The sequence below is a fragment of the Bradyrhizobium sp. AUGA SZCCT0176 genome (genome assembly GCF_018130145.1).
Classification (GTDB): domain Bacteria; phylum Pseudomonadota; class Alphaproteobacteria; order Rhizobiales; family Xanthobacteraceae; genus Bradyrhizobium.
Map to the genome: position 1 here is coordinate 64,207 of NZ_JAFCMB010000018.1, position 12,463 is coordinate 76,669.

Below are 12,463 nucleotides of genomic sequence, written 5' to 3' on the forward strand. Positions count from 1 at the left end.
TCATGCGCCCAAAACTCCAACCGCTTCGGCCATCGAAACATCCGTCCTGAGACAGCGCACGCCGTGGCCGGCGCCGACGTCCACCGCGGCCGGCGGCGCCACGCGGCAACGATCCTCGACGATCGCGCAGCGGTCGGCGAAAGTGCAACCGGAGGGCAGATCGGCAAGCTCGGGAACGGTGCCGGCGATGGTCTTCAGCCGGGTGCCCTTGCGCGCACCAAGGCGCGGGCGAGCGCGAAACAGACCCTGCGTATAGGGATGTCCCATGCGCGTGAACACCGCATCCGTCGCACCGCTTTCCACGACGGTGCCGCCATACATCACCATCATGCGCTGCACATTCTCGGCGATGACGCCGAGATCGTGCGAGATCAGAATCATCGACATGCCGCGCTCGGCAACGATATCCGCGATCAGGTCGAGAATCTGTCCCTGAATGGTGACGTCGAGTGCCGTGGTCGGCTCATCGGCGATCAGCACTTCGGGCTGGCAGGCCAGTGCCATGGCAATGGTAACACGCTGCCGCTGCCCTCCGGAGAACTGGTGCGGATAGGCATCGACGCGTTTCGCCGCATCGGGAAGCCCGACACGATCGAGCAAGGCGATGGCCTGCTTGCGCGCCTCTCCCGCCGAACAATTGGTGTGGCGCCGCAACGGTTCGGCCACCTGACGGCCGATCGTGTGCATCGGATTGAGCGCGGTCATCGGCTCCTGGAAGATCATGCTGATGCGATTACCGCGCAGCTTGCAGTAATTCGCATCCGGCAGACCCACCAGCTCCATGCCGTCAAGGCGGATGCTGCCGCTGATGACGGCACTGTCAGGCAAGAGGCCCATCAGCGCCAGCGCGGTGACGGATTTGCCGCATCCGGATTCGCCGACGAGGCCCAGGGTCTCGCCGCGCCTCAGCGAGAAACTGACGCCGCGAACGGCCTGCGCGGGGCCGCGGCTGGTGTTGAGCCGCACGCCGAGGTCGCTGACTTCGATCAAAGGCGCGTTGCCGGACCCGCTCATGTTCAACGCTCCCGCGCCAGCCGGGGATCAAGCAGATCGCGCAATCCGTCTCCGAACAGATTGAGGCCAAGCACAGCGATGGCGATCGCAGCGCCCGGATAGACCGCGAGCATCGGCGACTGGAACAGCAGCGTCTGCGCATCGTTTAGCATGCGGCCCCAGGACGGCTGCGGCGGCTGCGTGCCGAGCCCGAGATAGGACAACGCCGCTTCGGCCAGGATTGCGAGAGCGAACTGGATCGTCGACTGCACGATCAGGATCGGCAGGACGTTGGGCAGCACGTGCTCGATCGTGATGCGGAAGCCGCCCTTGCCGCAGGCGCGCGCGGCCAGCACGAATTCCCGCGCCCAGATCGCATTGGCCGATCCACGGGTCAACCGGACGAGAGTCGGAATCTGGAAGATGCCGATGGCAACGATCGAGGTCACCATGCCCGGGCCGAAGACCGCCGCCAGCATGATGGCCGAGAGCACCGCGGGAAACGCAAAAGTGAAGTCGCTCATCCGCATGATGATCTCTTCGGTCCAGCCCTTGCGCGCGGCGGCGATCAGTCCAAGACACACCCCGAAAGTGAGGCCGATGCCGACGGCGATGATGCCGACCATGATGGTGGAACGGGCGCCTACCAGCAGCAGCGAGACGATATCGCGGCCGAGCACGTCGGTGCCGAGCCAATGCGCGGCCGACGGTGGTCGCAGCTTGGAGGCCACGTCGATTTCATAGGCGGACCACGGCGTCCAAACCAGCGACAGCAAAGCGGCACAGAGCACCACCAGGCTCAGCGTGCCGCCCGTGACAAAGCTGCGGTGGCGCAGCGCGCGGCGCCAGAAGCCGCTCGCAAGCCGCGGTCGCGCGGTGGCGGCCCCAACCTCGACTGAGGCGCTCAGCGGGGTGCTCATAGGCTGTGTACCTTGATGCGCGGATCGATGAAGGCATAGAGCACATCGACCACGAAGTTGACGATGACGACCACAGCCGCCAGCAGCATCACGCAGTTGCGCACCACGATCAGGTCGCGATTGGCGATCGACTGGAAGATCAGCCGGCCGAGACCCGGCAGATAGAACACGTTCTCGATCACGATCGTCCCCGCCAGCAGGTTGGCGAACTGAAGGCCCATGATCGTCATCACCGGGATCATCGCATTGCGCAGCACGTGCTGCCACAGGACGTCGCGCTTGCTCAAACCCTTGGCGCGTGCGGTGCGCACGAAATCCTCACGCAGCACCTCAAGCACCGCCGAACGCGTGACCCTTGCGAGGATCGCCGCCTGCACCACCGATAGCGAGATCGCAGGCAGCAGCAGCGACTTGATCCCGGCAACGATGCTTTCGTCCCAGCCGGCAAAGCCGCCGGCCGAAAGCCATTGCAGCTTCACCGAGAACAGCAGGATCAGCAGGATGGCGAACCAGAAATTGGGAAGCGCGATGCCGAACTGCGTCAGCGACATCACGCCCACATCACCTAGCTTGTTGTGATTTGCCGCCGTATAGATTCCCGCAGCCAGGGCCAGCACGACCGTCACTGACATGGACATGACCGCCAACGGAATTGTCAGCGTGAGGCGCTCCGCAATCAGGCCGGCGACAGGGGTGCCATAGGCATAGCTGTTGCCTAGATCGCCTGTCAGCATCCCCTTGATCCAATGGACGTAGCGATAGTACAGCGGCTGATCCAGCCCGAGCTTGACCGTCAGCGCCCGGACGGCGTCAGGCGAGGCATCCGCGCCCATCAGCATCTGTGCGGCGTTGCCGGGCAAGGCATCCAGAACGAGAAAGATGATGAGCGACGCGCCGACCAGCGTCGCCATCAGCGTCAGAAAGCGGCGGAAAAGGAAGACGCTCAAGTCTCGATTCCCTTGTTGGCGGCCAGTCCCTTGTCAGCGATCAGGTGTGATGGCGGCCGCATGTTCGCTTAGCCGTCCAAGCCCGGCCACCGGCCGAGCAGATTTTGCGAGCCCTCAAACAACGCGCTGACGCGCAGCAGTTCGATGTCTCCACGGAATTTGCCGACGAGTTGAATGCCGATCGGCAGGCCGTCCGCGTCAAAGCCACAGGGCAAGCTGACCGCCGGATGGCCGGTCATGTTGAACGGCATCGTCCAGGGAAACCAGCTTGGCCGGACGTCGCTCAACACCCGCCCGTCGATTTCTATCGTGCCGAACAGGTCCTGATCGATCGGAAGCGCGGTGCGGGTGATGGTTGGCATCGCGAGAATATCGGCCCTCTGCAACAAACTCTGAATCCGCCGGAACAGAGCCGTACGGTCAAACATCGCCTGCTGATAGTCAACACCGCTTACCTTCGTGGCCAGCGCCAGTTGCTTCATGAAGGTCTCGCTCAGCACATCGCCATGATCGGCCGCGAGCTTCTCGAATCGTGCGCGCCAGGCGGTGTGATTGATGGCCCGCCAGATCGGCTCCACCTCAAATCCGTTGGCGGACATTTCCTCGACCTCGGCCCCAAGGGCTTCCAGCCTGACAAGCGCGGCCTTGAATGCAGCAGCGACATCGGCCGCAACCGGCCGGCCTGAAGGCGCAAGGCAGAATGCGATCCTGCGCCCGCGCAGATCGCCGTTTGGAGCCGATCCCTCCACAAAATTCCATTGCGGGAATCCCATCGACCACGGATCGGAAGCATCCTCTCCCGACATTGCCTGCATCATCAAGGCGGTGTCCGCGACGGTGCGCGTCATCGGGGTAACATAGGTCTGGTTGCCGAACGCGTCGTGCACCTGGCTGTGGGGAATAACGCCGTTGCTTTGCTTCAGCCCGACAACGCCGTTGCAGGCCGCCGGAATCCGCGTCGAGCCGCCGCCATCCGTCGCGATCGCCAGAGGCGCGATGCCGCCGGCGACGGCAACCGCCGCTCCCCCACTTGAGCCACCGCTCGAGCGCGCGCCGCTCCAGGCATTGCGCGTGCGGCCGAACAACGGCGAATCCGTGAGGCACTTGGTGCCGAACTCCGGCGTCGTGGTCTTGCCTATGAGAATGGCACCCTCTGCCCGCATTCGCGCCACGGCGACCGCATCATGATCAGGAACGTTGTCCTTGTAGGGGACCGCTCCGAAAGTCGTTCGCACCCCCCTGGTATTAACCAGATCTTTCACGGTGAACGGAATGCCGTGAAGAAGACCCAGCGGCTCCCCGGCCATGACCGCATGCTCGGCCTTGCTTGCCTCGGCCATCGCCTCATCGCCGCAGAGCGTGATGAAGCAGTTCAACTCGGGCTGCATTCGCTCGGCGCGCGCAAGCACGGCACGCATGATCTCAACCGGTGAGGCGTCTTTGCGGGCAATCCGCGCGCGGAGTTCGCTGGCGGGCAGCAGGCACAGTTCGTCGCTCATCACGCTAAAGCCCCAGGATCGATTTGACGCAAAGATGACATTCGCATTGACTTCAGGTCCAATACCATCGCACAACCGAGCCATACGATTTCGGTATGGCATGAGATTTCGGTATGCCGATAATGGACCTCCGCCGTCTCCGCTACTTCGTTGCCGTTGCAGAAGAACGCAGCGTGGGTCGGGCGGCCGTCCGCCTTCGTATGGCGCAGCCGCCATTGTCGGTTCAGATTCGCAAACTGGAATCGGAAGTAGGGACTTCGCTGTTTCGTCGGGACACCCGGGGAATGGAGCTGACGGCGTCCGGTCGCGCCTTGCTGTCGCGCGCGCGCGAAGCGCTGGCCTTGACGGCTGAAGGTTTCGAGGCAGCCCGCGCGGTGGCGGCTGGACGCCGGGGAAGATTGTCAGTCGGATACATGTTCGCGCTCGCCCACGCCGTGTTGCCCAAGCTCGTTCCGGAACTCCGAAGGTCACTTCCGAAGGTCGACCTCGAGTTCATAGAACTGAGCGCGTCGACGCGGGAGGCGCGGTTGCTGGACCACAGCGTGACTGTCGCACTGTGCATGCCTGCAATTCGCCACAGCGAGATTGAAGCCTCCACGATCGGAACGCAGCGATTGATGCTGGCCATGCCGGCCGGTTCGCCGCTGGCGCGCTCCGCCGCAGTGCCGGTAAAAAGACTGCAAGGGCGTCCGCTTATCAGCTTGCCCTGGCCCACCGAAGATCCGGCGACCTCCGTTGTGACGTCGCTGCTGAGGCGGCATCAGGTCGGTATGCCGGTTGCGAACCGGGTCGAAACGGTCCACTCGGCTCTCAGCATGGTCCTCGCCGGAGAAGGCCTGGCGATCCTTCCTGCCTGCGCCGAACTCGGATGTCCAACGGGCGTCGTGTTCAGGCACTTCCTGGATGCCGACGACGCCATCGATGTCGCGGTTTGCTGGCGCCGGGATTCTCTCAATCCGTTAGTCCGGAATTTCCTGAAGTGCGCCGAAAAGGTGATCCGTCAGGCTTGAGCCGACTGATATTATCGCGCGTTCGCGCTCTTGCCAGCCGGCTTGGCGACGAGGACTTTTATCGGAAGATTCTCCGGGACAATATGGCCGCGCTCTACAATTTCGAACAGGCTTAGGCCTACGCCTGGACAGCGACGTCACTGCCAGATACCCGAAGCACCTGCTATAGCGCCGCGCCCAAGGCGATCCAAACCGCGACAGCGATGCACCAGACAATAGCCGTGTATGGCAGAGCAATACGCATTTTGCCTCCGCTCGAAAACGCACGAAACCAAGACGGGTGAACAATATTTGAATAACGTTCGTTCGTGTCGCCCTGATTGAGGCTTTCGATAGCCGCGCGCCGGACGGCACACAGCCCGCGTTGATCATGAGCTGCACGAATCGCACCTAGACTGTCGCCAGACGACGCGCCAAGTCTACCACCCAATGGGGGTACCCCTTAAAAACCCCTTCTCCGCCAAGGAAGTGTTCCGGTCGCGCCGCATCCAGCCGAATATCGTCATGTGTTAGCAGCACTGAGTCGATTGCAGCCTGGACTATCCAATGAAGTCCAATCCATCGATGGGCGTTCGCGTTCGAATGAGCGCTCTTGGTGCGTCACGCTGCGCGCGCCTCGCCAACAAGACGGGCACGATTGTTGGAGGGAGCGTCTACGTTAACAGCGTCAGCGTCTTGTTCGATGGAAATAAATCGCCGACCACAATTCATCGCGAATACGTTGAAGTCGTGCCGCCAGCCCCGGACACAGGACGAGACAGCCTGGCAAAGCGGCACTGAAAGCCAGAATTTCGCGGCGGCACACCATCGACCAGCGGGCGCCCGTGCCCGTGCCGGATGGCCAAACTATTCGGCCGGCCTCCCGACCTGCGAGTTTTGCAGCAGATTTGGCCCGCTCGCGCCATCATAGAGCTTGCCACATTGATTACCGCAAGGGCTCGACGCGGGCGCCCCCCCGTGGCGCCCGCATTTCATGGGTAGCTCGTAAGGTTTATTGCGATACCCCGGGATTCGGGACACAATTTTCCGATGGAGATATGTGTGTGGGCGAAAGCGAACCGAGAGCCGTCTATGTTTTCAGTGATAGAAAAGATTGCCAACTCTATCTCAGCGAGGAGTCGCAAGAAAAAATTTGATCAATTTCTTCGTTTCGTCGCCCCTCGGCCTCATGAAACGTTGGTAGACGTCGGGGTGAATACCGAAGAATACTCGCCCGTCGACAATTACTTGGAGAAATTTTACTCCTATCCCGAAAACATTACTGCCGTAGGAATTGGTGATTTCTCTCGTTTTCGTGAGCGCTATCCAAAAACAAACAGTCTCGAAGGTGATGGCCGTGCTCTTCCCTTCGACGACAACTCATTTGATATAGCCTACTCCAACGCCGTCATTGAACATGTCGGCTCCACCCGGGCCGATCAACTACAGTTTCTTACCGAATTGGTACGGGTCAGTAAGCGTGGCTACCTCACCACACCCAATCGGCACTTTCCCATCGAAATTCATACGCGTACTCCCCTTCTTCATCTTCTCCTTCACAAAAGAATGTTTGATTCCTTCCTGGTATGCATAGGAAAAGAATGGGCTACCGGTGACTATATGCATCTTCTTTCTGAGAAGGATATCCGTTCGCTTTTTGCCGATGCACACATTTCGAACTACACTCTACTTAAGAACAGGTTTTATCTGCCCATGACCTTTAGCGTTATCTGGCAAAAATAGACCTCCATCCTCCGTCGTTCCCCCTCACTCATCCGCCAAAATGGAGATCGAAAGCGCGACGTAGCCAGCCGAGACGAATGCACGTAAGCGTCAATCTGACGAGTGGTGCGAGGGGCGCTCCGCTCGCGCTAAGGTCGGTTCCGCGGATAGTCGAAATCTGGGCGCGCGAGCAGTCGCCAAATCTCCTCAAAACCATCCGCTAACTGCGCCTTCGCTAACATGAAGTTGATCGCGCCGGAGGCTCAAATGAACCTGGGAAGCATCGCGGCTGCATCGCACGAGGTCTATTGTAGCTGCTCGCTCCCTTGGCAGCTGTTCTCTTTCACCATTGTTTTCGCGGCGGCGCGTAACGCTGCGCGCGCCTTGCCAACAGGACGGGCACAATTGTTGGAGGGAGCGTCTACGTCAATAGCGTCAGCGTCTTGTTTGGTGGGAATAGATCGCCGACCACAGTTCATCGCGAATACGTTGAAGTGATGCCACCAGCCCTGGACACAATACGAGACAGCCCGGCAAAGCGGCACTGAAAGCGAAAATTTCGCGGCTCGGCCGTCTTGCCAACATGTCATTCATGCCCACGGCCCGCCTTCCGATCGAGCGACCCCCTTCCAGCGGAATCGACGGCGCCGCGCGCATATCGTCGGTGTCAGGGCTTGAAGGTCAGGCCGCGCACGGCGGTGGTTTTGCCGCGCAGGCTGCTGCCGACGTCGTGCCGATGACGTGGCACTTAGATGACTTGGCACTTATAAGGTTACCTTTGTTACGCATTCAGACAGGCACGGGTTTTCCCTCGGACTGTCCCCACCTTGCACTCAATCGGACGAGATGGGCAGCGCTGGCTTGTCCTCAGGGGTACCCGCGCGATCGCTCTGCGAAATTGCGAGCGCCGCAAGCACCGTCCGGTTACTGATTTCGAGCTTCTGAAAAATGTGATGAAGATGCACCTTGATGGTGCCGTCGGTAATACTCAGCCGTCGACCAATTTCCTTGTTCGACAATCCTTCGGACACCAGGCGCATGATCTGGCGCTCACGGTCCGTCAACGTTGTCAGCGCATTCTCAGCGACCGCGCTTGGCTCCCGAGCCATCGTTTGCTCTGGCGAAAGCAGCGGCAACAGCCGCTGACCTGTCGCAACCTCGCGCAAGGCCTGCATCAGAGCTTCGGACTCCGTATCCTTCGAAATGACGCTGTAGCCGTCGGCCGCAGCTGCCATCACCATTTCGCAGTCCTCATCAGATGCGGTGAAAAAGACCAGTCGCGTGGAAAGATTCTCGGAATTGATGATGGAGAGAATTTCCGACTCGGTCACGCCGGGAATTGAAACGCCGAGAATTGCGATGTCCGGCCCGAACTTCCGCAGCGCCTCGACGCAACTCGCACCATCACTGCAACTCGCAACAATGTTGAAGTCGCCGTCGGCGCCAAGCAGGCGGCTCAACCCCTGCAGAACGATTGGATGCCGGTCTGCGATCACTACGCTGGTACAACGCATCGAGCGGTTCCTCAGCCTGTCCCCCCAACAACTTAAACCCCACTCGCCCCCGCTTGTTTCATTGCTAACCTAAACGAGTTCGAGACAAATTTCCAACAATGCACCGCATCTGATGCCGCAACGCAAAACGAGGTTAACCCGCGTCCTGTCAGCCTGTCTGCGTCTCAAAAGACGTACCCCTTCCGTAGAAGTACGGATTGGTTTCGAGTGACGTGTTACTTCGCTTTCGCCTTTCATCATTTGAAGTCTCGCGCCAATGCATCCGCACTTGGCGACACCGTCAGCAGCTAAGAAAATCTCACAACGCTTGATTAGCGTCGCGCTATCAACTCGCTCAGAGAATGCGGAAGAAGGGGGCGTTAGCCATTATGAACGACATCCATCTGCCCGAGCGAGCACTATAACCAAAGGTATATAGGGATACGGAGAATTCGAATCTAACATTCATAAAGGCTTTACCAACGCGGATCCCTCGAAACCTGCCAAGCCGATATCCCTGCGAACGAAGGATAACAAGCATCACAGATTCGGGGCCCTTGAAATCCGCCAACGAAAAACCCTGTGAACGAAGGAGTAAGACGACCGGAGAAGAAGACCGACTGAACAAGCCAATCATTTACATTTAGTTCAAAACAATTGCGTTTGGCGGGAGAGTAAAATGCGGAGGCAAAAATCTTTTACAACGGTTCTCGTTGGCAGAAGCATCTTAGTTAGGGAAGGAATTGCCAGAATCCTACGCGCAGCAAATTGTCGCACATCCGCCTCGGTATCGTGCGCTGATGATTTGCCGCCTGGCAAACTCCAACCACACCAATTGCTGTTTCTCATTGTCCACACTGGTGATGATTTCGGCGTCGCCCTGGAACAGATCGAACTCTTGCGAGAGAGGTATCCGGGCGGCCGCTTTGCGATCGTGGCCGATCACTATCGGCTGGATGAACTGGTTTCGGCATTTCGGGCCGGCGCCAACGGCTTTTTCGTCGACGTAATGAGGTGTGATGTATTCATCAAATCCGTCGAGTTGGTGATGATGGGTGAAACATTTTTTCCGCCGGCATTCCTGTCATTGTTTCTCGATTCCAAAGGCAGCCACCTGCCTGAGGCGGCGCCGAGCGTCGAAAGCGGCGAGGCAATCCTCGTTACGACCGAGGACACGATCGCGCCGCAGCTTTCCCCTCGGGAGAAGTCGATTCTGCGCGGCCTGATCGAAGGCGAGTCCAACAAATCCATAGCGCGAAAAATCGACATCGCCGAGGCGACCGTGAAGGTCCACGTCAAGGCAATCTTGCGCAAGATCCGGGTCCAGAACCGGACACAAGCGGCGATTTGGGGGATGAACAATCGGGCAAGCAGCTTTCAGCCCTCAATCTCAAATGTGAGCGAGCGACATCCGACCCCCATCGCGGCAATCTCCGAAATCAAGCAAATCGGGGGGCCGGCGCCAGTTGAAGTACTTAACCACGAGACAAATCATGCCGAGGTAGCGCGTTACGACGGCCTGATCCGCAAGGACATCAACCCAAGGACTCTTGGTGCAGCGCGGGTAGGTAAATAGCCGGCAATCGCGGCGGGATTTGAAAGTCAGTGCCGCCGCGGTTTGCATGCGTTGCGCGCGCAAAAACGAAGCGTGCCGCCGCGACGTCTTCGCGTTGCGCGATGTCCGGCTGCCGACATCGAGCCAGAATGGCATGCGAAGGTCGCAGCGAAATCGAGCGGGCGCTGACGGGCAGGCGGCCGAAGCTGGTGGCCGATCTCGATCTGCACGGAATCCTGCACTGTCACACGGACACATCGGCACCGAGACGCTGGAGAAGGCGATCCGGCTCGAAACCGCGCGCGACCACCTGGAGCCGTCGATGCCGACCTAGGTCGGGTAGCGCCCCTCTTCTTGGCCAGGCGAAGGACGGCGCGGGTCGGATCCTTCACAAGTCGACGACCGGAAATGCCGCCCTTTGCACGCGCTTGACCTCGACCCACCCGTCGCTGCGTTCAGGCCGCCACGGTGCGCCCGCCCTTCTTGAGATGAGGCATTCGAAGCCGGGCTTGGCCGGCCCCATCCGGCAGGTCTCGCGAGAAGCGGACGTCATCCGCCGCTACCCGAAGACCGTACCGATGAACGCGGCGGCCTGGCTGGGGCTCAGGGTCGCGCGCACCGCCTGGCGATGGTGAGCTGGTATGTGATCGCGTGCGCCTGCTTCTCGGTGATCTCGGCCGTGGTCGGATCGTCGATGATGCGTTGGGACCATGCTGGCTGGAGCTGGGATCGTTCCATCAGACGATCCCTGAAGTTATCGCGGCACAATCGGCATTGGTGTGCGGTACAGCGTCACAGGCGCGTGATTGCGCTGGTCCTAGTGCGTGAGGGCGCCTCGTCGCCGCTTGGATCGGTCCGGCGGATTTTCGAATTTGAACTGCGTGACCTGTCGCCAAAGCTGCACCTCGTGGCCGTTCCCTAACTGCTTGGCGCGCTCTTTCGCTGCGTCGTCGTCGGTACAGTCAAAGTTGACCACGCCCACCAACCGGCCGTGTTCGTCCGAAACGTAGACACGATAATGCGGCATCGTTTGTCCCTACCGTCACCGTTTTATCTGCAAGTTACGCTGCGAGGCATGGAGATTTCGGGTCTTAACGGGCTACCTCTGATGGGCGGCGTGCTTGCTGCCGCAACTCGTCCTCAAGCCCGCTCATGCGGTCGGGCCATTCCGTGCGTGCTCACCCCCCCTGGAGCGGACGCGCGGGCGGTGACGGTCGGCATGCCTGGACCGCTCCTGGACCTTAAGCTCGATATCACGATAGCCGTTGGGGTTCTGCAATTGCCAACGCCAATGGTCCGCGCACATTTGCTCCAACGATCGCGCCGATTTCCAACCCAACTCCTCCTTCGCAAACGTGGGGTCGGCATAACAGATGGCGACATCCCCTGCCCGGCGCGCCCCGATTTCATACCGAATAGACCTGCCGCTCACCGCCTCAAATGTTCGAATGACTTCCAGAACGCTGCTGCCGCTGCCCGTTCCAAGGTTGATCGTGAGCACCCCTGGCCGTTTCAGGTGGCGCAAGACACTGAGGTGACCGGATGCAAGATCGACGACATGGATGAAGTCGCGGATACCGGTGCCATCCGGCGTGTCATAGTCGTTTCCCCAAACGAGCAGCTTTTCTCGTTTTCCAATCGCCACTTGCGCCACAAACGGCAACAGGTTGCTCGGAACGCCCAGCGGGTCTTCTCCGATGAGTCCGCTTTCGTGCGCGCCAACCGGATTGAAGTACCGCAGGATACCGATCCGCCACTCGTCGTCGGAGCTGTAAAGATCCCTCAGCATTTCCTCGATAAAGAACTTCGTGCGGCCGTACGGATTTGTCGGTCCGAGCGGATGCTTCTCGTCGAGCGGTAGATAGCCGGGTACGCCGTAAACGGTTGCAGACGAACTGAAGACGAGCGACTTCACGTTCGCCCGCTTCATGGCCGACACGAGCCGCATCGTTCCCAGGACGTTGTTGTCGTAATACGTCAAGGGCCGAACGTTGGAATCGCCCACGGCTTTCAGCCCCGCAAGGTGAATAACCGCAGTCACTCCGCAGGTACGAAGTATTTCGTAGATCGCCTCTTCATTCCGGATGTCGGCGTGCCGGAAGACAAGCGACCTCCCGCAGATGGATTGCACCCGTTGGAGAGAGGCTTTCTTGCTGTTGGAGAGATTGTCGACTGCGACGACGTCGAGCCCAGCGTCCAGCAAGGCGACACAGACATGGGACCCGATGTAGCCAGCGCCGCCGGTCAACAAGATCATTTTGGCCGCTTTCCGCATTCGTCCAACCGGCTTCCGTGCAATGCCTGCCTGGACGCCGGCTACGCTCTCCAGACTCGGACTCGCGATA

11 protein-coding genes are annotated in these 12,463 nt (G+C 59.9%); 3 read left to right on the plus strand and 8 right to left on the minus strand.

The window, feature by feature from the left end; genetic code table 11:
• The 4 genes from JQ600_RS29500 to JQ600_RS29515 form a co-directional block, all read right to left on the minus strand.
• A complete protein-coding gene (locus JQ600_RS29500; protein ID WP_212490205.1) occupies positions 1 to 1,014 on the minus strand; it encodes an ABC transporter ATP-binding protein in 1,014 nt (337 codons plus the stop codon).
• Positions 1,015 to 1,016: 2 nt separating this feature from the next.
• Positions 1,017 to 1,913, minus strand: coding sequence for an ABC transporter permease (locus JQ600_RS29505; protein WP_212263853.1), 897 nt, complete (start codon positions 1,911 to 1,913; stop codon positions 1,017 to 1,019).
• Positions 1,910 to 2,860 carry an ABC transporter permease gene (locus tag JQ600_RS29510; RefSeq protein WP_212263852.1) on the minus strand — a complete coding sequence of 317 codons (951 nt, stop codon included), beginning with the start codon at positions 2,858 to 2,860 and terminating at the stop codon, positions 1,910 to 1,912. Before JQ600_RS29510 ends, JQ600_RS29505 begins: the two co-directional genes overlap by 4 nt.
• A gap of 68 nt (positions 2,861 to 2,928) precedes the next feature.
• On the minus strand, positions 2,929 to 4,359 hold the full coding sequence (locus JQ600_RS29515) for an amidase (protein WP_212389593.1): 1,431 nt from the start codon (positions 4,357 to 4,359) through the stop codon (positions 2,929 to 2,931).
• Positions 4,360 to 4,481: 122 nt separating this feature from the next.
• On the opposite strand from JQ600_RS29515, the gene JQ600_RS29520 reads away from it, so the two are divergent.
• Positions 4,482 to 5,369, plus strand: coding sequence for a LysR family transcriptional regulator (locus JQ600_RS29520; RefSeq protein WP_212389639.1), 888 nt, complete (start codon positions 4,482 to 4,484; stop codon positions 5,367 to 5,369).
• A gap of 1,071 nt (positions 5,370 to 6,440) precedes the next feature.
• Positions 6,441 to 7,091, plus strand: coding sequence for a class I SAM-dependent methyltransferase (locus tag JQ600_RS29525; RefSeq protein ID WP_212389592.1), 651 nt, complete (start codon positions 6,441 to 6,443; stop codon positions 7,089 to 7,091).
• An 812-nt stretch (positions 7,092 to 7,903) separates the two neighbouring features.
• Here the strand turns inward: JQ600_RS29525 and JQ600_RS29530 are convergent.
• Positions 7,904 to 8,584: a response regulator transcription factor gene (locus tag JQ600_RS29530; protein ID WP_212389591.1), complete on the minus strand. Its 681-nt coding sequence runs from the start codon at positions 8,582 to 8,584 to the stop codon at positions 7,904 to 7,906.
• Between the two features lie 658 nt (positions 8,585 to 9,242).
• Between JQ600_RS29530 and JQ600_RS29535 the strand changes: the two genes are divergently transcribed.
• Positions 9,243 to 10,139, plus strand: coding sequence for a response regulator transcription factor (locus tag JQ600_RS29535; protein WP_212389590.1), 897 nt, complete (start codon positions 9,243 to 9,245; stop codon positions 10,137 to 10,139).
• 582 nt (positions 10,140 to 10,721) lie between these two features.
• Here JQ600_RS29535 and JQ600_RS37290 read toward each other — a convergent pair.
• The 3 genes from JQ600_RS37290 to galE form a co-directional block, all read right to left on the minus strand.
• Positions 10,722 to 10,856 carry a hypothetical protein gene (locus tag JQ600_RS37290; RefSeq protein WP_283814736.1) on the minus strand — a complete coding sequence of 45 codons (135 nt, stop codon included), beginning with the start codon at positions 10,854 to 10,856 and terminating at the stop codon, positions 10,722 to 10,724.
• Between the two features lie 79 nt (positions 10,857 to 10,935).
• A complete protein-coding gene (locus tag JQ600_RS29540) occupies positions 10,936 to 11,145 on the minus strand; it encodes a hypothetical protein (RefSeq protein WP_212263847.1) in 210 nt (69 codons plus the stop codon).
• A 123-nt stretch (positions 11,146 to 11,268) separates the two neighbouring features.
• On the minus strand, positions 11,269 to 12,375 hold the full coding sequence (gene galE / locus JQ600_RS29545; protein ID WP_212490206.1) for a UDP-glucose 4-epimerase GalE: 1,107 nt from the start codon (positions 12,373 to 12,375) through the stop codon (positions 11,269 to 11,271).
• Between the last annotated feature and the right edge of the window lie 88 nt (positions 12,376 to 12,463).